At 66.5% G+C, this 18,737-nt stretch carries 18 protein-coding genes; 7 read left to right on the top strand and 11 right to left on the bottom strand.

What is annotated here, in order from left to right; translation table 11 throughout:
* Positions 1 to 2 precede the first annotated feature (2 nt).
* From rfbD to O3305_RS22885, 7 genes are all read right to left on the bottom strand, one after another.
* On the bottom strand, positions 3 to 878 hold the full coding sequence (rfbD, locus tag O3305_RS22915) for a dTDP-4-dehydrorhamnose reductase (protein WP_269574577.1): 876 nt from the start codon (positions 876 to 878) through the stop codon (positions 3 to 5).
* Positions 875 to 1,930 carry a dTDP-glucose 4,6-dehydratase gene (gene rfbB, locus O3305_RS22910; RefSeq protein WP_269574576.1) on the bottom strand — a complete coding sequence of 352 codons (1,056 nt, stop codon included), beginning with the start codon at positions 1,928 to 1,930 and terminating at the stop codon, positions 875 to 877. Before rfbB ends, rfbD begins: the two co-directional genes overlap by 4 nt.
* Entirely contained in the window at positions 1,927 to 2,502 is a 576-nt protein-coding gene (rfbC, locus tag O3305_RS22905; protein ID WP_269574575.1) for a dTDP-4-dehydrorhamnose 3,5-epimerase, read from the bottom strand. The genes rfbB and rfbC overlap by 4 nt, the downstream gene beginning before the upstream one ends.
* Positions 2,499 to 3,377 (bottom strand): glucose-1-phosphate thymidylyltransferase RfbA, encoded by an 879-nt coding sequence (gene rfbA, locus O3305_RS22900; protein WP_269574574.1) that lies wholly within the window; start codon positions 3,375 to 3,377, stop codon positions 2,499 to 2,501. Before rfbA ends, rfbC begins: the two co-directional genes overlap by 4 nt.
* A gap of 164 nt (positions 3,378 to 3,541) precedes the next feature.
* A complete protein-coding gene (locus O3305_RS22895) occupies positions 3,542 to 4,162 on the bottom strand; it encodes an FKBP-type peptidyl-prolyl cis-trans isomerase (RefSeq protein WP_269574573.1) in 621 nt (206 codons plus the stop codon).
* A 94-nt stretch (positions 4,163 to 4,256) separates the two neighbouring features.
* Positions 4,257 to 4,463, bottom strand: coding sequence for a 30S ribosomal protein S21 (rpsU, locus tag O3305_RS22890; protein WP_010545388.1), 207 nt, complete (start codon positions 4,461 to 4,463; stop codon positions 4,257 to 4,259).
* Between the two features lie 147 nt (positions 4,464 to 4,610).
* Positions 4,611 to 5,177, bottom strand: coding sequence for a DUF3617 domain-containing protein (locus O3305_RS22885; protein WP_269574572.1), 567 nt, complete (start codon positions 5,175 to 5,177; stop codon positions 4,611 to 4,613).
* 89 nt (positions 5,178 to 5,266) lie between these two features.
* On the opposite strand from O3305_RS22885, the gene O3305_RS22880 reads away from it, so the two are divergent.
* The 4 genes from O3305_RS22880 (at position 5,267) to O3305_RS22865 (ending at position 9,875) form a co-directional block, all read left to right on the top strand.
* On the top strand, positions 5,267 to 6,550 hold the full coding sequence (locus O3305_RS22880) for an MFS transporter (protein ID WP_269574571.1): 1,284 nt from the start codon (positions 5,267 to 5,269) through the stop codon (positions 6,548 to 6,550).
* A gap of 310 nt (positions 6,551 to 6,860) precedes the next feature.
* Positions 6,861 to 7,610: a response regulator gene (locus O3305_RS22875; protein WP_269574570.1), complete on the top strand. Its 750-nt coding sequence runs from the start codon at positions 6,861 to 6,863 to the stop codon at positions 7,608 to 7,610.
* Between the two features lie 4 nt (positions 7,611 to 7,614).
* Entirely contained in the window at positions 7,615 to 8,877 is a 1,263-nt protein-coding gene (locus O3305_RS22870; protein WP_269574569.1) for an ATP-binding protein, read from the top strand.
* Between the two features lie 86 nt (positions 8,878 to 8,963).
* The gene (locus O3305_RS22865; RefSeq protein ID WP_269574568.1) at positions 8,964 to 9,875 is read left to right on the top strand and encodes a dioxygenase family protein; all 912 of its coding nucleotides are present in this window, start codon (positions 8,964 to 8,966) and stop codon (positions 9,873 to 9,875) included.
* Between the two features lie 80 nt (positions 9,876 to 9,955).
* On the opposite strand, the gene O3305_RS22860 is transcribed toward O3305_RS22865, so the two are convergent.
* The 3 genes from O3305_RS22860 to O3305_RS22850 all read right to left on the bottom strand — a co-directional run bounded on the left by O3305_RS22860 (position 9,956) and on the right by O3305_RS22850 (position 14,234).
* A complete protein-coding gene (locus O3305_RS22860; RefSeq protein ID WP_184168197.1) occupies positions 9,956 to 10,345 on the bottom strand; it encodes a response regulator in 390 nt (129 codons plus the stop codon).
* Positions 10,346 to 10,419: 74 nt separating this feature from the next.
* The gene (locus O3305_RS22855) at positions 10,420 to 12,885 is read right to left on the bottom strand and encodes a tetratricopeptide repeat-containing sensor histidine kinase (RefSeq protein WP_269574567.1); all 2,466 of its coding nucleotides are present in this window, start codon (positions 12,883 to 12,885) and stop codon (positions 10,420 to 10,422) included.
* Positions 12,885 to 14,234: a GGDEF domain-containing phosphodiesterase gene (locus O3305_RS22850; protein WP_269574566.1), complete on the bottom strand. Its 1,350-nt coding sequence runs from the start codon at positions 14,232 to 14,234 to the stop codon at positions 12,885 to 12,887. The genes O3305_RS22855 and O3305_RS22850 overlap by 1 nt, the downstream gene beginning before the upstream one ends.
* Before the next feature lie 556 nt (positions 14,235 to 14,790).
* On the opposite strand from O3305_RS22850, the gene O3305_RS22845 reads away from it, so the two are divergent.
* Genes O3305_RS22845 through O3305_RS22835 form a run of 3 tightly spaced genes read left to right on the top strand, consistent with a single transcriptional unit; the run spans position 14,791 to position 18,329 of the window.
* Positions 14,791 to 16,107, top strand: coding sequence for a UDP-glucose dehydrogenase family protein (locus tag O3305_RS22845; RefSeq protein WP_269574565.1), 1,317 nt, complete (start codon positions 14,791 to 14,793; stop codon positions 16,105 to 16,107).
* Between the two features lie 27 nt (positions 16,108 to 16,134).
* The gene (locus tag O3305_RS22840) at positions 16,135 to 16,959 is read left to right on the top strand and encodes a carbon-nitrogen hydrolase family protein (RefSeq protein ID WP_269574564.1); all 825 of its coding nucleotides are present in this window, start codon (positions 16,135 to 16,137) and stop codon (positions 16,957 to 16,959) included.
* The gene (locus O3305_RS22835) at positions 16,956 to 18,329 is read left to right on the top strand and encodes a glutamate--cysteine ligase (RefSeq protein WP_269574563.1); all 1,374 of its coding nucleotides are present in this window, start codon (positions 16,956 to 16,958) and stop codon (positions 18,327 to 18,329) included. The genes O3305_RS22840 and O3305_RS22835 overlap by 4 nt, the downstream gene beginning before the upstream one ends.
* On the opposite strand, the gene O3305_RS22830 is transcribed toward O3305_RS22835, so the two are convergent.
* On the bottom strand, positions 18,326 to 18,598 hold the full coding sequence (locus tag O3305_RS22830) for a hypothetical protein (RefSeq protein ID WP_269574562.1): 273 nt from the start codon (positions 18,596 to 18,598) through the stop codon (positions 18,326 to 18,328). The genes O3305_RS22835 and O3305_RS22830 overlap by 4 nt on opposite strands.
* Between the last annotated feature and the right edge of the window lie 139 nt (positions 18,599 to 18,737).

The raw sequence follows: 18,737 nt of genomic DNA, 5'->3' as shown, positions 1-18,737 counted from the left end.
ACTCAGGCCAGCAGGCGCCTCACCACCGGAGCGAGCGAGGCTCGCCATTCCGGCGCGACATAGCCGAACAGCTGGGCAAAGCGCCGACTGTCGAGCCGGGAATTGGAGGGCCGCCGTGCCGGCGTTGGATAGTCGGTGGCGGGGATGCCGCGCACCTCGGCGTCCTTGCCACCATGCGCGATGCTCATCGCCAGGATCTCGCGCGCGAACTCCGCCCAGTTGGTCTCGCCACCGCCGGCAAGATGATAGATCGCATCGGCGCCGTGCTGCGGGTCTACCGCCCAGCGGTCCGCGATGCGGAACAGCGCATCGGCAATGTCGAAGGCCGAGGTGGGGCATCCCCACTGGTCGTTCACGATCGTGAGCTCGTCGCGCTGCGCGGCGAGCGCCAGGATGGTCTTCACGAAGTTCCGGCCGAAAGGACTATAGACCCAGGCGGTGCGCAGGATCGCGTAGCGGGCGCCCGATGCGGCAACGGCCTGCTCGCCGGCCAGCTTGGTCTCGCCATAGACATTGATCGGCGAGACCGGATCGGTCTCCAGATAGGGGCGGTCGAGCGTGCCGTCGAAGACATAGTCCGTCGACAGGTGCACGATCCCGGCGCCGATTTCCGCGGCAGCCCGGGCCAGCACGCCGGGCGCGGTTCCGTTCACCGCCATGGCAAGCGCCGGCTCGGACTCTGCCTTGTCCACCGCGGTATAGGCGGCAACATTGAAGATCAGGTCCGGCCGCTCGGCTTCGATCACCCGGTGTATCGTGTCGAAATCGGCGAGATCGAGCTCAGGCCGCTGCGCGAAGATGACGTCATGCTGCGACGGCGCCCGCTCGGCCAGGCTTCTGGCGACCTGTCCGTCCCTGCCGGTAACCAGGATCCTCATGCGCCTCCCAGCCGTTCGCCGGCATAGGTTCCCGACCGGATCGGCTCCCACCACCAGCGATTTTCGAGATACCAGTCGATCGTGCGATCGAGACCCGTCTCGAAACTCTCCTGCGGCGTCCAGCCCAGCTCCCGGGCGATCTTCGAAGCATCGATCGCGTATCGCCGGTCATGGCCCGGGCGATCGGTCACGAACCGGATGAGCCCCCGGCGCGCGCCGCCTTCGGCCAGCGGGACGCGACGATCCAGCGCGTCGCAGATCGCCTCGACCACCGAGAGGTTGGCCCGTTCCTGATTGCCGCCGATATTGTAGCTCTCGCCGACACGCCCCTGGGTGAGCACAAGCTCGAGCGCCCGCGCGTGGTCCTCGACGAACAGCCAGTCGCGCACATTCTCGCCCTTGCCGTAGACGGGCAATGGCTTGCCCTCGAGCGCATTGAGAATGGTCAGCGGGATCAGCTTCTCTGGGAAGTGATAGGGCCCGTAATTGTTCGAGCAGTTGGACAGCACAACCGGCAGCCCATAGGTCTCGTGCCAGGCACGGACGAAATGGTCCGAAGCCGCCTTGGAGGCCGAATAGGGCGAGGAAGGCGCGTAGGACGTCTCCTCGGTGAAGATGCCGCTGTCGAACGGCAGGTCCCCGAACACCTCGTCGGTGGAAACATGGTGGAAGCGGAATCCCGCCCTGGCGTCGCCTTCCAGCCCGCGCCAATATTCCAGAGCGGCGGAAAGCAGCCGGAACGTCCCGACGACATTGGTCTCCACGAACGCCCCGGGGCCATCGATCGAGCGATCGACATGGCTCTCCGCCGCAAGATGCATGATCCCGTCGACCCGCTCCTCGCGCAACAAGCCGAGCAGCAGGGGAACATCGGCGATATCGCCCTGGACGAAACGATGGTTCGCGGCGTTCTCGATGGCCTTCAGCGAGGCCGGATTGCCCGCATAGGTGAGCTTGTCGAGGTTGATGATGCGAAGGCCCTTGCGGACCAGATGGCGCACCACCGCCGAACCGATGAAGCCTGCGCCTCCCGTGACGAGAATGGTCTTCATACGCGCGCTCCCTCGTAGACGAATGGAGAGTCAAAGGCACTCAGCGGCAATGCCACGCGATCCTTGTCCGACAGCGTCGGCGCGACACCGAGATCGGGCCATTCGATGCCGAGCGCCGGGTCGTTCCAGAGAATGGCCCCCTCATTCTCCCGCGAGTAAGGCGCGCTCACCTTGTACATCACTTCGGCATCCTCGGTGAGCGTCATGAAGCAATGCGCGAAGCCGATGGGAACCAGCAACTGGTTCCACTTCTCCGCCGAAAGCTCGCAGCCGACCCATTTGCCGTAGGTCGGCGAGCCCTTCCGTATATCGACGGCAACGTCGTAGATGCGGCCGCGCAGCACCCGGACAAGCTTGTCCTGGGCAACCGGCGGAAGCTGGAAATGCAGGCCCCGCACCGTCCCCAGGTCGGTCGAGAGGCTGTGGTTGTCCTGGACCCAGCTGATGTCGATCCCCTCGGCCTCGAACGCCGAGCGCTTGTAGACTTCAGAGAAGAAGCCGCGATGATCGCCATGTTTCGGGGGAATGATCTCGATGACGTCGGGAATGGCCAGCCGATTGAAAACCGTCATATCGTACTCGCCACCCGTCGCTTGAGATAATCGGCATAGCCGGTCTTGCCCAGCATCGCGGCCCGCGCGAGCACCTGCTCCCCGCTCACCCAGCCCAGTTCGAGCGCGATTTCCTCGGGACATGCGATCTTGATGCCGGTGCGGTGCTCGATCGTGCGGACGAACGCGCTGGCTTCCTGCAGGCTGTCATGCGTGCCGGTATCGAGCCAGGCATAGCCGCGGCCCAGCCGGGTGATGTGAAGGTCGCCGCGCTCCATATAAGTGCGGTTGACGTCCGTGATCTCCAGCTCGCCGCGCGCCGACGGCCGCAGCGACCTCGCGATATCCACCACGTCCTGGTCGTAGAAATAGAGGCCGGTCACCGCCCAGTTCGACTTGGGAGCGGCGGGCTTCTCCTCGATGCTGGTCGCCCGCCCATCCGGATCGAACGCGACCACGCCGTAGCGCTCGGGATCATCGACATGATAGGCGAAGACGTTCGCGCCCCCACGCGCCGCCTCTTCCGCCGCGACCCGGCATTTCTCGCCCATCTTGTCGCCATGATAGATGTTGTCGCCCAGGATGAGCGCGCTCGGCTTGCCGTCGATGAAATCGGCACCGATCACGAACGCCTCGGCCAGGCCATTGGGCTCGGGCTGCACGGCATAGTGGAGATTGATCCCGAACGCCGAGCCGTCCCCGAGCAGCGTCTCGAACAGCGGAAGGTCACGCGGCGTGGAGATGATCAGGATATCGCGAATGCCGGCAAGCATAAGCACCGACAAGGGATAGTAGATCATCGGCTTGTCGAACACGGGCAGGAGCTGCTTCGAAATCGCAAGCGTCGCCGGGTAGAGCCGGGTGCCGCTGCCGCCGGCCAGAATAATACCCTTCATTGGCGCGTCATCCCCTAAGGCCCACGCCCGGCGCCTAATCAAGCACCGCATGGCACGCAACCGTTTTGGACCGCGGCCGAACGCTCCGTGCGAGAAATGGGGCGGAAAGCAAAAACGCCGGCGGAGCGATCCGCCGGCGTTTTGCTGTTCACTGTGTCGGGAGCTTACTGACCCTCGGGACCACCCGGCTGCGGGCCGCCGGGGCCGCCCGGGCCGCCGGGAGCGCCGCCGCCCTGGCCCTGCTGCTGCATCATCTGCTGCATCATCATCTGCTGCAGGACCGCGGCGGGGACGATTTCCTTCACCTCGAGGTCGAACTGCAGGAGCTTGCCGAACAGCGGATGCTGCGGGCCGGCCTTCTCATAGGCGATGTTCGCCGGAATCCAGATGCGCAGCTTCGAGCCCTTGCTCATCATCTTGAGCGCTTCGTCGAAGCCGGGGATCGCGCCACCGACCTGGAGGCGGATATCGCCGGCCGGCTGGAAGACGGTGCCGTCACGCATCGTGCCGACGGTCCACACCGAGACGCCGTCGCCTTCCTGCGCCTTGGCGCCGGAGCCTTCCTTGAGCACCTGATACTGCAGGCCCGAAGCCGTGGTCTGCACGCCGGTCTGGCCCTTGTTCCAGGCGAGGAACTGCGCGTCGCTGCCCTTGGCAGCGACAGGCGCGCGGGTACCGGTCCAGGCCAGCGCCACCGCAACGGCGATCGCCAGCACCACACCGGCCCAGAGCCAGGTCTTGTAGCTGCGCTTGACGGGCTGGAGCGGAACGGCGGTCACGGACATGCGATAGGCTCCAGGCGCGGGTATTCAGGCTACCCGTTAGTCAAGAAAGTCACGACGGCCACGCGCGAGGTCCGCGCATGGCCGATTCGCGAAATCAACGGGCGCTGTCGCGCTCCATGCGCTTGCGCTCGAGCTTGCGGGCGCGGCGAACCGCGGCGGCACGCTCGCGAGCACGCTTCTCGCTGGGCTTCTCGTAGTGGCGACGGAGCTTCATCTCGCGATACACGCCCTCACGCTGCAGCTTCTTCTTGAGTGCGCGCAGTGCCTGGTCGACGTTGTTGTCGCGAACGATGATCTGCATAAACCCGTCAGTGCTCCGGTCTAATCAATAGAAAAGGGTTCGCCGGAACACGAGAGTTGCGGCGTAAGGGCGGCCACCTAACAGCGTGAATCCAATTTTACAAGGGCGAACCGGCCCCGCCTCCCCTGTGATGCGGCGAGCCGCACCTCAGGCAGCCGGCTTGCCGGTGCAAAGCCCCAGCCGCTTGCCATAGACGCGCATGCGAATCGCCGCATAGTCGGGCTGCCCCCTGGCGCCGCTCTTCTGGTCGACGGTCACGTCATAGGCGTCCTTGCCCATGGTGCCGGCATAGAGGAGAGTGGTCTTCGCGCCGCTCGCCTGGGTGCACTGGATCTCGACGTCGAGCTTCCCGCCCTTCTGGATGAAGCGCGGGAAGGTGCAGGTGCCGGCGACCTTCTCCAGATTCTCGATGTCGAGCGGCTTGAGGTCGCTCGCCGTCTGGCACTTCACCGCATGGCGCTCCTGCTTGCGCACCGCGGCAAGCTGGTCGGCCTTGTCCGCCCCGTCGGTGAAGTCGGCCGAGATCACCTGCATCCCCGAGTCCCAGGTGCCCGGCTGCATCAGCATCTTCGAATGCGCCGCCTTGGACAGCGCGGCGACTTCCTTCATCGAGCCATTGTGCACTTCGAACTCGCCCGTGGCGGCCGCCTGGCGCTCCGCGGCGGACTGGCAACCGGCAAGCGCAAGGGCGCCGACGAGCAGGATGGCACGCATCTTCAGGAAATCCCTCTCCAAATTCGTGGCGCCACTCAGCCGATATCGCAGCCAAAGACAAGCGCGATTCCTGGCGCCATAGTGGCGCGATGACAGCAGCCGACGCCACCACCCCGCCCCGCCACCGCCTGCGCTCGATCCTGGGCGGATCGGCCGGCAATCTGGTCGAATGGTATGACTGGTATGCCTATGCGGTGCTCGCCAGCTATCTGGCGCCGCACTATTTCCCCAAGGGCGCCGGCCAGGACATCAGCGCCTGGATCGTCTTCGCGATCGGCTTCTTCATGCGCCCGATCGGCGGCTGGCTGATGGGCATCTATGGCGACCGGCGCGGGCGCAAGGCGGGACTGACCCTGTCGGTCACGCTGATGTGCGCCGGCTCGATCATCATCGCGGCAACGCCCAGCTATGGCGAGATCGGCGTGGCGGCCACCGTCGCGCTGGTCACCGCGCGGCTGCTCCAGGGGCTCAGCCTGGGCGGCGAATATGGCGCCAGCGCCACCTATCTTTCGGAAATGGCAGGCAGGAAGCATCGCGGCTTCTTCTCCAGCTTCCAGTACGTCACGCTGATCTCGGGCCAGCTCGTCGCACTGCTCGTGCTGCTGGTGCTCCAGGCGGTGATGAGCGAGGCGGACCTGAAGTCCTGGGGCTGGCGCATCCCGTTCGCCGTGGGCGGCGTGCTGGCGCTCGGCGTATTCTGGCTGCGGCGCCGGCTGGCCGAGACCGAGAGCTTCGCCAAGCGCGAAACGGCCAAGAAATCGAGCGCACTGGCACTGGTCCGCGAGCATCCGCGCGAGGCGGCCGTGGTGATGCTGCTCACCGCCGGCGGCACCCTCGCCTTCTACGCCTATACAATCTACCCGATCGCCTTCCTCAAGAAGACCGCCGGCTTCTCCGATTCAGCGGCGACCCAGGTGAACGCGGCCGCCCTGTTCGTGTTCATGGCGATCCAGCCGCTCGCCGGCGCCCTGTCCGACCGGATCGGGCGCAAGCCGCTGATGATCGCATTCGGCGTGCTCGGCACCCTGCTCAGCTATCCGATCTTCGTCGCGATGGAAGGCGCACGCGACGCGCTCACCGCCTTCCTGCTGATGACCGGGGCGCTGGTGATCGTCACCGGCTACACTTCGATCAACGCCGTGGTGAAGGCCGAGCTCTTCCCCGCCCATATCCGCACCCTGGGCGTCGCCCTGCCCTATGCGCTGGCCAACGCCCTGTTCGGCGGCACCGCGCCCACCGTGGCGCTTTGGTTCAAGCAGGAAGGGTGGGAGCGCGGCTTCTACTGGTATGTCACCGCGATGATCGCCATCTCGCTGGTCACCTATCTGCGCATGCGGGACACTGCGAAACACTCGCAGATCCTCGAGGATTGATGAGCTATTGCTAATCATTAGCGTATCGAACTCGTCGAATTGCAGGCCGGCATCACAGCAAGCGCTTCGTCATGCTGAACTCGTTTCAGCATCCAATGCGCCTCCAGCGATATCGCCCGTGGAGGGTTGGACCCTGAAACAAGTTCAGGGTGACGGCGTGAAGGGCTCGCGGTCCCGACACGCCCGGCCTCCCCGCGAAAGACAAAAGCAGAAATCCCCTTACGGCTTTCCCCGTCCCGCTCCGTCATTATGTTTCCGTGCGTTGCAGCCGTGCAATACCGGCGTTAGGCTCGGCACTTAAACCGATGGGATGCCACAAGCAGCTTTAGCCCCCGCCTTGGACATCGAGACCCGCCTGCTGATCGTCGATGACGATCCCGGAATCCGCGAGCTTACCGCGGCCTTCCTGTCGCAGCATGGCTATGTCGTCGACACCGCATCGGGCGCCACCGAGATGCGCACCCTCACCGCGCGCAACGATTACGACCTGATCGTACTCGACGTGATGATGCCGGGCGAGGACGGCCTTTCGATACTCCGCTCGATGGATCGTGAGACCGGCCCCGCGGTGATCCTCCACTCGGTGATCGGCGAGGATATCGACCGGATCGTCGGGCTGGAAATGGGCGCGGACGATTATGTGCCCAAGCCCGCCAATCCGCGTGAGCTGCTGGCCCGCATCCGCTCGGTGCTGCGCCGCAGCCAGGGCGACCGCAGCGCCGCGCCGGCCGCGATCACCACCCGCGCCTTCATGCGCTTCGCCGGCTGGCGGCTCGATCCCGTGGCACGCCAGCTCTGGGATCCGGACGACGTCATCATCAACCTGAGCGACGGCGAGTTCCGCCTGCTGCTCGCTTTGGTCGAGCGCCCACGCCGGGTGCTGACCCGCGACATGCTGCTCGATCTCTCGCGTGGCCCCAATGCCGAGCATTTCGATCGTGCGATCGACGTGCAGATGAGCCGCCTGCGCAAGAAGCTGGCCCGGCCGGGCTCCGAGGACCTGATCCGCACGATCCGCAACGAAGGCTATATGTTCGTCACCGAAGTGACGACCAAGTAACCCCGTGACGCGGCGTTCGATCACCGTTCCGATCGTATTGCTCGTCATCGCCGCGGCGCTGATCGCGACGACGACGCAGTTCACGATCATGTTCAACGGCCCGCCGCCCGGGCCGGGGCCGTTGCCGCTTGCCCGCGTCGCCGAGGCGCTGCGTACTGGCACGGTGGCGCCCACCGCCCAGGCGCGGATGGCGATCACCCGCACCAGCGAGGACAAGTTCGGCCGCGAGGACGAGCGCCCCTCGCCGGCGCGCGACGCGGCGATCGCCCGGCTGATCGGCGTGCCGGCCGAGCGTGTTCACGGCCTCTACCAGTTCCCCGCGCGCGACCCCGAGCAGGACATGCACGGCAGCTTCACCGTCGCGCTGGAGGACGGCAATGGCTGGATCGTCGCCTCGAGCCTGTTCCGCCCCGCCTTCACCCGCTGGCACCTCGCCCGACTGCTGGGCATGCTCGGTGTGCTGCTGGTGCTGTCGCTGCTCGCCTGGGGCGTGGCGCGCCGCATTTCGCGCCCGATCCGCGATCTGGCGGGCGCCGCGACGCGCGTACGGCTCGGCGCCCGCCAGCCGATCCCGCACAACGGCCCGCGCGAAGTCCATGAACTCGCCCGCGCACTCGATTCGATGCAGGAGCGCATCCTGGTCGAGGCGGAGAACCGCAGCGCGATGCTCGGCGCGATCGCGCATGACCTGGGCACTCCCCTCTCCCGCATCGCCTTCTGGGTCGAGCAGCTTCCCGACGATGCCCGGCTGCGCGCCGAGGCGGACATCGAAGAGATGCGCGCGATGCTCAAGGCCGCGCTCAGCTTCACCCGCGACGGCCGCGACGGCGCCCCCCACGAGAAGCTCGACCTGGGCAGCCTGGTCGAGAGCCTGGTGGATGACCTCGCCACCGCCGGCAAGCCGGTGAGCGTGGAGCCTGGCCCACGCGCGGTGGTGCGGGGCGATCCCGCGGCGCTGCGCCGCCTGTTCGCCAATCTGATCGAGAATGCGGTGCGTTACGGTGAGCGCGCGCGTCTCGGCTGGAGCCTGGCCGAAGGCAAGGTGGACGTGGTGATCGAGGATGACGGGCGCGGCTTCGATCTCAGCCGGGCCGAGGCGCTGTTCGCGCCCTTCGTGCGCGGCGAGAGCTCGCGCAATCGCGAGACCGGCGGCACCGGCCTCGGCCTCGCGATCGTCCGCACGATCGCCGAAGCGCATGGCGGCGAAGTCACGCTGGAGAATCGCGCCGCCGGCGGCGGACGGGTGCGGGTGCGCCTGCCGGCCTGACTGCAACATGCTGCAACAATCGGCGACGCGGGGAAATCCGCGCGTGTGTCCGGCATGTGACTGAAGCCTCTGACCAAGGAGGCAGAATGGAACATCATGACGAGCACGACCTGGGCCTCGCCCACGACCTGAAGGCAATGACGCAGCTCGCCAGCCGGCGCCGGGCGCTGGGCTGGTTCGCCGGCGCCAGCGGCGCGGCGATGCTCGCGGCATGCGACGGCGGATCGAGCGGTACTGCCAGCAGCACGAGCAGCTCGGGCACCACCACCACCGCGACACCCACCCCCACAGCGTCGGCCACCGCCACGCCGACCCCGACCGCGACCTCCACCAGCAGCACCTGCGTCGTCGACCCCACCGAGACCAACGGCCCCTATCCCGCCGACGGCACCAACACCTCGAGCGGCGCGACATCGAACGTGCTCACCGCCAGCAACGTGGTGCGCAGCGACATTCGCTCCTCGTTCGTCGGCAGCTCGACCACGACGGCGGCGGGCGTGCAGGTCACGCTCACCCTCACCCTGGTCAATGTGAACGCCGCCTGCGCCCCGCTGGCCGGCTATGCCATTTATATCTGGCACTGCGACCGCGACGGGAAATACTCGCTCTACGACCTCCCGGCCGAGAGCTACCTCCGCGGCGTCGGCGTGACCGACAGCAACGGCCAGGTGACCTTCACCACCATCTTCCCGGGCTGCTATTCGGGCCGCTGGCCGCACATCCATTTCGAGGTATTCTCGAGCCTGGCCAACGCCACCGGCGGACGCTACGCCACGCTGATTTCGCAGCTCGCCATGCCGAGCGCCGCGTGCAGCACGGTCTACAACAACGCCACCGGCTATTCGACGAGCATCCGCAACTTCGCGAGCGTCAGCATCAACAGCGACAATGTGTTCGGCGACAATACCAGCGCCCAGATCGCCCAGCAGACCCCGGTGATGAGCGGCAGCGTCGCGGCGGGCTATACCGCCACCGCCGTGATCGGCATCGCACGCTGAACTCGGCCAGGCATCCCCAGTCGCCCTGAACCTGTTTCAGGGTGACAAAGGGGGCCTTCGACAGCCCCCTTCAAGCCGCTTTAGAGTATCATCCCGCCGCCGCCGCGGATCGCGAGCACGCGGCCGATCGAATCGAACAGCGCGTCCATCGCCACCGGCTTGAACAGCACGTCGTCGGCGCCCACCGCGAGGCAGCGCTCGCGCAGGTCCACCGCCGTATCCGCAGTGACCACGATGATCGGCAGCTCGCCCTTCTCGTCGCCGCGCGCGCGGATGCGCTCGATCGTCTCGAACCCGTCCATCCCCGGCATGCGCAGGTCGACCAGGATCACGTCGAAGCTCTCGGCATCGAGCATCGCCAGGCCTTCCTCGGCCCAGCTGGCCTCGGCCATGGTGGCCCCCGCAACGTCGAGCATGTCCTTCACGACCCGACGGTTCATCGGATCGTCCTCAATGAAGAGGATGTTCATGCCCGCCCGCCCGTGGCGACCGGTTTCCTCGAGATACGCGCGACCATTTCTGTCATGTCAGGTGTGCTATCGCCCTAAGCCGCCCGAGATACAAGCGGGTCCCCATCCCTCTTGTCGGAATTTTCTTCCGTCGGCGGAATGATAGCATCAATCAGGCTCGCGCCGGTAATAGGTTTTTCCAGTATTTTGCCGTCACTTGCCGCAATCAGCTCAGCCACGGTCTCCGCATCGGGCTTGAGCCAGAGAATGGTGTGGGAAACGCTTCCATCCGCCGCCCGCAGCGCGGTGAGCGCCTGGACGGGACCGTCGGCCTCGGCCTTGAGCGTGGCTTCGTCGGCGAGCAGGTGACCGACCCCGCCCTCCTCAAGCATCGGCAGCGCCTCGCCGACATTCGCCGCGAAGCGCAGCCGGGCGACGCGCGGCTCGAGCAGGGTGCGCAGCATCGAGCGGGCGATGGGGTTGCGATCGAGCACCACCAGGTCGATCCCGGTGCTGCTTTCGGCCGTCGCGGCAGTCTCCGGCGCCTCGGCGGGAACCAGCGGCAGATCGACGACAAAGCGCGATCCCTTGCCGTCCTCGCTCTCCACCATGATGTCGCCGCCCAGCGCGCGCGCCAGGTTGCGGCAGATGGCCAGGCCCAGCCCGGTGCCGCCGAAGCGGCGCGTGGTGCTGGTATCGACCTGGCGGAAGCTCTCGAAGATCTCCTCGAATTTCTCGCGCGGGATGCCGATGCCGCTGTCCTCGATCGCCAGCTTGAGGCGGCGGGCATCGCCCTCCCCCTCGGCCACGGCACGCAGCGTCACGCCGCCCTTCTCGGTGAACTTGATCGCGTTGGAGAGCAGGTTGAACACCACCTGGCGCAGGCGGGTGGCGTCGCTGACGATCCAGTGCGGCGCATGGCTGAGCTCGAGCTTGAAATTCAGCCCCTTGGCGCGCGCCTGCTCCTCCCAGAGCTTGGTGACGTCCCGGAGCGTGGCGCACAGGTCCATCGGCGACGCCTCGACGCTGAGGTTGCCCGTCTCCATCTTGGCCACGTCGAGAATGTCGTCGACCAGCGTGCGCATCGTCACGCCGGCGCTGTGGACGATGCCGATCCGGTCGCGCGTCTGCGCTTCCAGCTTCGGGTCGGACAGCATCACCTGGGTCATGCCCAGGATGCCGTTCAGCGGCGTGCGGATTTCGTGGCTGGTCGTTGCCAGGAACTCGGTCTTGGCCTTGAGCGCCTTCTCCAGCGCGACATTGGTCTCGCCGAGCACGATGTTGGCGGCGCGCACCTTGTTGCGGCTCCGACGAATGGTGACGAGGCCCCAGCCCAGCGCGCCCATGACGATTACCGTCGCGCCGCCGATCAGCAGGAACATCGTCAGCTGGGTACGCGCGCGGTTCTCGGCCTCGCGGTTCTGCAGCGTCAGGATGTCGTTCTGCTGCTTGGCGTACTGGAACTGTGCCGCCATCAGCGCCGCGCTGGTCGTCGTCGCCACCTTCGAGGCTTCGTCGCCCAGCCGCTTCGCCGCCTCGAGATGGATCAGCGCCTCGCGGGTATCCCCGGCTCGGCTGAAGACCTGATAGGCGTACATATGGTCACCGCGGAACTCGACCGTCGTCTTCGCGATGTCGAAGCCCGCAAAGGCCTCGCGGATCAGACGCACCGCCCGTTCGGTGTTGCCCCGCTCCAGCTCGAGCGCCGCCGCGGTCGACAGGAGGTGCCGGCGCAGGAAATCGGCATCGACGCCCTTCAGCAGCTCGAACCCGCGCGAGATCAGCCGGCCGGCGACATCGAAGCGCTTCAGCTCGATCTGGCTGCGCGCATAGTTGCTGAGGATACGCGCCTCGAGCACGGGCTGGTCCATCTCGCGCGCGACGCGCAGCGCATCCTCATATTCCCGCCCCGCCTCGACGTTGCGGTCCATCGTGAGCAGCACGTTGCCACGATTGTTGTGCAGCGACAGCGAGAGCACCGGATCGCCGTCATACAGGTCGGCGGCCTGGCGGTAATATTGCTCGGCCCGGCCATTGTCGTTGGCCGAGCTGTAGAGCGATGCGATGTTCTGCAGCGCGATCGCCTGGCTGCGCAGCTCCTTGACGTCGCCGAAGATGCGGAACGCGTTCTGGTAGCTGTCGAGCGCGCGCACCGCCTGGTCGCGCGCCATGAAGAAGGTACCCTGCGACATCAGCAGGTCGCCGCGCAGCTTGATCGGCTCCGGGATCGTCTCGATCAGCTTCAGCCCTTCGACGATCAGCGGCTGTGCCTGGGCGGGCTCGTCATTGCGCAAGCGCGCTTCGGCGGCGAGCCAGCGCGCGGTTGCCTGGGCGAGCATGGACTGGCGCGCATCGGGCAGCTGCCGGGCAAGCTTGTCGATCGCGTCGGCGTGGCGCAACGCCTCGGCCTGATCGCTCATCATGCTGCCCTTGGCCGCCTGGATCTCGGCCTGGATCGCAGGGGTGAATTCATTCGCCGGCTTGGCCGGTGCCTGGGCGAGCGCGGGGACAGCCGTCAGCAGCGCGAGGAACGTCAGGAAAGCGTGGAGGCGCACGCGCATCAGGCGCGCTTCCAGAAGCTCTCGGGCCGGACGAACGACTGAAGCTGGCCGTTCGCAGTGTCGAGATGGCCGTCGTCCGCAAGGAACTTGCGGAACGCATCGAGCCCGAGCGGGCGCGAGATCAGGAAGCCCTGCACCATGTCGCAGCCCATCACGCTGAGCAGCGCCAGCGCCGACGGTGTCTCCACGCCCTCGGCGGTGACTTCCATCTCCAGCGCATGGGCCAGGTCGATCGTCGAGCGGACGATCAGCGGATCGCGATTGCTGCTGGTCAGCTGCATCACGAACATCTTGTCGATCTTGAGCTCGCGCGCCGGCAGCTTCTTGAGATAGGCGAGCGAGGACAGGCCCGCGCCATAATCGTCGATGGCAAGCGTCACGCCGCTGTCGGCGAAGAACTGCAGGTGGCGGATCGCGCTTTCCGGATCGCGGATCACCGCGGTTTCGGTGATCTCGAAGCCGAGCTTGGCGTCGGTGCTCGCCAGCATCTCGCAGACTTCGTTCACGAAGGCGGGGTCGGCCAGGAGCTGGCCGGAGATATTGACGAAGAGCAGCAGGTCGAAGCCGTCTTCGCGCAGCTTGCGCTGGTCCTCGATCACCTGGCGCAGCGTCCACAGCGTCAGCTTGGAGATTTCGCCTGCCTGCTCGGCGACGGAGATGAAGTCGCCCGGCAGGATCAGCCCGCGCGTCGGATGCTGCCAGCGGACCAGCGCCTCGGCGCTGGCGATCTCCTGGCGGCGGACATGCACCTTGGGCTGGTACTGGAGGAACATCTCGCCATTGGCGATCGCGCGCGGCAGTTCGCGCATCAGGGTCAGCTTGTCGAACGCCAGGTCCGCCCGCGACAGGTCGAGCATCACCACCCGGCCATCGACACGCGCCTGCTCGAGCGCGGATTCGGCGGCCTCGGAGAGGAGCACCTCGTCGTCCTCGACCGTGGGCGCGGCGGCGACGCCGATATGCATCTGGAGCTGGTGCGGCTCGCCGTCGATGTCGAGCGTGGTCAGGAACGCCTTGTAGATCCGGTCCATATCGTCGGCGGCGACTTCGGGGGATTCGCGCTCGAACGCGATCTCCACGACCGCGCGGCCGGCGGCGGAAATTCGAACGTCGGGAATCAGCGAAGAGATTCGCCGCGCGACGTCCAGAACCAGCGAATCGGCCCTCGCGCGGCCGATATGGCGGCGCAGCGAAGCAAAATTCGCAATTTCACAAAGTCCGAGAACGCTCCAGTAACGCCCCTCGACGTGGCGATCGTTACTTGCCCGGTGCAGTTCGCGCTTGCCCGGCGCCTGGCGGCTGCGCGGGCGTGCGCGGATATCCATCGCGGCGTCCTGCGAAGCTCGCACTTGCACAAATTCCCTCGTGATTTCCGTATTTTCCACGGACCTCACGACTGCGCTCGAGATAGCGCTGGCCTGGTTAGCCAAGGGCTCTTTGCGTGCCGACATGCCCCGACGGTCTAGCCCGAGACCATTGAAGGAACCGTTAAATCCCGGGCGCTTCGGCATTTTCGATCACGCCAACTCCGCAGAAATCCGGATTGATTCATCGTTAAGCAGTCTTTAACCACGTGAATCGCGCACATGTGCGCACCGATGGGAGACTAAAAATGTTCGCGTTCTTTGAACTTATGTTCCGTGACGGTGCGAGCGGTAACGACATCCGCCCGTTCTAACCGGAACACTCATCCGGGCCGGCGGTGAAGCGACCTCCTGTGAGGCCGTGCTGACCGGCCCGGACGACAACGGAAGACAAAACCAAAAATGGCGGCCTTGGGCCGCCTTTTTTGTTGCCCGCGCCCTTCTCGCGCACGGCACCGGAGAAGCGGTTTGATCCAGCCCCTTGCCCCGGGCGCTGGCGTCGCTATCTGCGCAGCATAGTTTCTTCCCAAGGGGATCCACGTTGCGCATCGCTATGATCGGCACGGGCTATGTCGGCCTGGTTTCCGGCGCCTGTTTCTCGGACTTCGGCCATGACGTCGTCTGCGTCGACAAGGACGCACGCAAGATCGAGCTGCTTCACCAGGGCGTGATGCCGATCTACGAGCCGGGGCTCGACGCGCTGGTCGCCTCGAATGTGAAGGCCGGCCGCCTCTCCTTCACCACCGATCTGGCCGAAGGCGTCAAGGATGCCGATGCGATCTTCATCGCGGTCGGCACGCCCAGCCGCCGTGGCGATGGCCATGCCGATCTCAGCTATGTCTTCGCCGCCGCGCGCGAGATCGCCGAGAACCTGACCAAGGGCAGCGTGATCGTGACCAAGTCGACCGTGCCGGTCGGCACCGGCGACGAAGTCGAGCGTATCCTGGCCGAGGTCGCACCGAATATCGGCGCGAAGGTCGTCTCCAACCCCGAATTCCTGCGCGAAGGCGCCGCGATCGAGGACTTCAAGCGCCCGGACCGCGTCGTCGTCGGCACCGATGACGAGGGTGCGCGCGAAGTGATGCGCGCCATCTATCGCCCGCTCTCGCTCAACCAGTCGGCGCCGATCCTGTTCACCGGCCGCCGCACCAGCGAGCTGATCAAGTATGCGGCGAACGCGTTCCTGGCGGTGAAGATCACCTTCATCAACGAGATCGCCGATCTGTGCGAGGAAGTCGGCGCCGACGTGCAGGAAGTCGCGCGCGGTATCGGCATGGACAACCGCATCGGCGGCAAGTTCCTCCATGCCGGGCCGGGCTATGGCGGCTCGTGCTTCCCCAAGGACACGCTGGCGCTGCTCAAGACCGCCGGCGACAACGAGACCCCGCTGCGCATCGTCGAGGCGACCGTGCAGGTCAACGACGCCCGCAAGCGCGCTATGGGCCGCAAGGTCATCAAGGCGATGGGCGGCGATATTCGCGGTAAGACGGTCGGCCTGCTCGGCCTCACCTTCAAGCCGAACACCGACGACATGCGCGACGCGCCCAGCCTGTCGATCGTCGCGGCGCTGGAAGATGCCGGCGCCACGGTGAAGGCCTATGATCCGGAAGGCTTCGAGCAGGCCCGCCCGCTGCTGCCGAACGTCGAGTTCAGCGACAGCGCCTATGCCGCCGCGGACGGCGCCGATGCGCTGGTGATCGTCACCGAATGGGATGCATTCCGCGCGCTCGACCTTGGGCGGATCAAGTCGCTGCTCAAGGCGCCGCTTCTCGTCGACCTGCGCAACGTCTATCCGGCCGCGGAGGCCGAGCGTGCCGGGCTGACCCTGGTCGGCGTCGGCAAGCCGAAGCGCGGCTGATCCCGGCCGGACGGGGGGAGTAGATCGATGAAGGCCAGCCTGCTGCAGATGACGAGCGGGATCGATCCGGCCGCCAATGCGCGCACCATTTCCGATGGGGTTGCGCAGGCGGCGGCTGCCGGCAGCGCGATGCTGTTCACCCCCGAAATGTCCGGCCTGCTCGACGGCAATCGCGAGCGCGCCCGGGGCCATGTCGTGCCGGAAGACCAGGATCTGGTCCTCGCCGCCACGCGCGAGGCTGCCGCGAAGCACGGCATCTGGGTCCATCTCGGCTCGCTCGCGGTGAAGGGCGAGGGCGACAAGTTCCTCAACCGCGGCTTCGTCATCGACGATACCGGCGCGATCCGGGCGAGCTATGATAAGCTCCATCTGTTCGACGTCGATCTCGCCACCGGCGAGAGCTGGCGCGAGTCCAACACCTATCAGCGCGGCGAGCGGGCGATCCTGGTCGATACGCCGATCGGCCGGCTCGGCCTGGCGATCTGCTACGACATGCGCTTCCCGGACCTGTTCCGCGCGCTGAGCGACGCCGGCGCCACTGCCCTCGCCGTCCCCGCCGCCTTCACCCGCCCGACCGGCCAGGCGCATTGGCACGTGCTGCTGCGCGCCCGCGCGATTGAAGCCGAAGCCTTTCTCATCGCCGCCGCGCAGACCGGTGAGCATGCGGACGGCCGCGCCACCTATGGCCATTCGCTGGTGATCGATCCCTGGGGCGAGGTGCTGCTCGACATGGGCGAGCAAGCCGGGCTTGGCACCGCCGAGATCGATCTTGCGCGCATCGAGGACGCCCGTTCGCGCATCCCGGTGCTCCGCCACCGCCGCCCCATTCCTCCCGTCGAGACCTTCGCATGAGCACCAAGACCGAGAACACCAAGGTGTCGGCACCGATCGAGGACCGGCAGCAGCTGATCGACTATTTCGCCGGCGGCGAGAAGCCGAAGGAGCGCTGGCGGATCGGCACCGAGCACGAGAAGTTCGTGTTCGCGAAGAGCGACTTCCACGCCCCCAGCTACACCGAGCAGGGCGGCATCCGCGACCTGCTCGACGGGCTCACCGCCTATGGCTGGAAGCCCGTGCTCGAAGGCGACAACGTCATCGCCCTGTCCGGCCCCGACGGCACCGTCAGCCTTGAGCCCGCCGGCCAGCTCGAGCTCTCCGGCGCCCCGCTCGAGAACCTCCACGAGACCTGCAACGAGACCGGCCGCCACCTTGAGCAGGTCAAGCAGGTCGGCGAGCGGCTGGGGATCAACTATCTCGGCCTCGGCATGTGGCCCGACAAGACCCGCGCCGAGCTGCCGATCATGCCCAAGGGCCGCTACGAGATCATGCTGCGCCACATGCCGCGCGTCGGCAATCTCGGGCTCGACATGATGCTGCGCACCTGCACGATCCAGGTGAACCTCGACTATGCCTCCGAGGCGGACATGGCGCAGAAGTTCCGCGTCGGCCTCGCGCTTCAGCCGCTGGCGACCGCGCTCTTCGCCAACTCGCCCTTCACCGAGGGCAAGCCCAACGGCTTCCTCTCGTTCCGCTCGAACATCTGGTCGGACACCGATCCCGCGCGCACCGGCATGCTGCCCTTCGTGTTCGAGGACGGCTTCGGCTATGAGCGCTACGCCGAATACGCGCTCGATGTGCCGATGTACTTCGTCTACCGCGACGGCAAATATATCGACGCCGCCGGCCAGAGCTTCCGCGACTTCCTCAAGGGCGAGCTGCCCGCCTATCCCGGCCACAAGCCGACGATCGACGACTGGGCCGACCACCTCTCCACCGCCTTCCCCGAAGTCCGCCTCAAGACCTTCCTCGAGATGCGCGGCGCCGATGGCGGCCGCTGGGGCCGGATCTGCGCGCTGCCCGCGCTGTGGGTCGGCCTGCTCTACGACCAGGGCGCGCTCGATGCCGCCTGGGACCTGGTGAAGGGCTGGTCGATGGAGGAACGCGAGACGCTGCGCAGCTCGGTGCCGAAGCTCGCCCTCGACGCCCCGCTGCCCGGCGGCGGCAAGCTCAAGGACATCGCCGGCGAAGTCCTCGACATCGCCGCCTCGGGCCTCAACGCCCGCGCGCGCTTCAACGCCTCGGGCGACAACGAGTCCGGCTTCCTCGATCCGCTGCGCGAAGTGGTCCGCACCGGCAAGGTGCCGGCGCAGGTCCTGCTCGATCGCTTCAACGGCGATTGGGGCGGCGACATCCGCCGCGTCTATGAGGAAGCGCGGTTCTAGCCTCCCCGACCCGGGGGAGCACCGCCGGGAAGGCTAGTCCCTTGCCGAAGCGATATCCGCTCGACTTCGCGCAGCCGTCCGTCGATCGCGGCGACTTCGTCGTCGTCCCCCTTGCGGATGGCCGCAACGATCAGGTCGATCAGCTGCTGCGGGGCCGCGTCCCCGAAGCGCAGGAGCAACTCCTCGCCCGAGAGCACCGCGACGTCCCGAAGCACCATCCGCCCGCACTGGCCGATCTTCGGGGCGGATTCGGCCTTTCCACGCTTCACGCTCGCCATCATCGCTTCGTCTCACTGAACCGCCGCAAAGCCTGCTCCCGGCCCCGAAATCCGGAAATTGGTAAATTTACGTATTACCGTCCCCGGCACCCGAAAGGCGCCGACGGACCTTGCCCAGCCATATCTGTGG

The organism is Sphingomonas sp. NIBR02145 (assembly GCF_027359115.1).
Taxonomy (GTDB): Bacteria; Pseudomonadota; Alphaproteobacteria; order Sphingomonadales; family Sphingomonadaceae; genus Sphingomonas; species Sphingomonas kyeonggiensis_A.
Note: the sequence above shows the minus strand (reverse complement) of the source record. Positions and strands in the feature narration are given on the sequence as shown.

Bases quoted from the DNA above. Each gene is read 5' to 3' on its own strand.
- rfbD (WP_269574577.1), bottom strand. From the start codon at position 878: ATGAGGATCCTGGTTACCGGCAGGGACGGACAGGTCGCCAGAAGCCTG.
- rfbB (WP_269574576.1), bottom strand. From the start codon at position 1,930: ATGAAGACCATTCTCGTCACGGGAGGCGCAGGCTTCATCGGTTCGGCG.
- rfbC (WP_269574575.1), bottom strand. From the start codon at position 2,502: ATGACGGTTTTCAATCGGCTGGCCATTCCCGACGTCATCGAGATCATT.
- rfbA (WP_269574574.1), bottom strand. From the start codon at position 3,377: ATGAAGGGTATTATTCTGGCCGGCGGCAGCGGCACCCGGCTCTACCCG.
- O3305_RS22895 (WP_269574573.1), bottom strand. From the start codon at position 4,162: ATGTCCGTGACCGCCGTTCCGCTCCAGCCCGTCAAGCGCAGCTACAAG.
- rpsU (WP_010545388.1), bottom strand. From the start codon at position 4,463: ATGCAGATCATCGTTCGCGACAACAACGTCGACCAGGCACTGCGCGCA.
- O3305_RS22885 (WP_269574572.1), bottom strand. From the start codon at position 5,177: ATGCGTGCCATCCTGCTCGTCGGCGCCCTTGCGCTTGCCGGTTGCCAG.
- O3305_RS22880 (WP_269574571.1), top strand. From the start codon at position 5,267: ATGACAGCAGCCGACGCCACCACCCCGCCCCGCCACCGCCTGCGCTCG.
- O3305_RS22875 (WP_269574570.1), top strand. From the start codon at position 6,861: ATGCCACAAGCAGCTTTAGCCCCCGCCTTGGACATCGAGACCCGCCTG.
- O3305_RS22865 (WP_269574568.1), top strand. From the start codon at position 8,964: ATGGAACATCATGACGAGCACGACCTGGGCCTCGCCCACGACCTGAAG.
- O3305_RS22860 (WP_184168197.1), bottom strand. From the start codon at position 10,345: ATGAACATCCTCTTCATTGAGGACGATCCGATGAACCGTCGGGTCGTG.
- O3305_RS22855 (WP_269574567.1), bottom strand. From the start codon at position 12,885: ATGCGCGTGCGCCTCCACGCTTTCCTGACGTTCCTCGCGCTGCTGACG.
- O3305_RS22840 (WP_269574564.1), top strand. From the start codon at position 16,135: ATGAAGGCCAGCCTGCTGCAGATGACGAGCGGGATCGATCCGGCCGCC.
- O3305_RS22835 (WP_269574563.1), top strand. From the start codon at position 16,956: ATGAGCACCAAGACCGAGAACACCAAGGTGTCGGCACCGATCGAGGAC.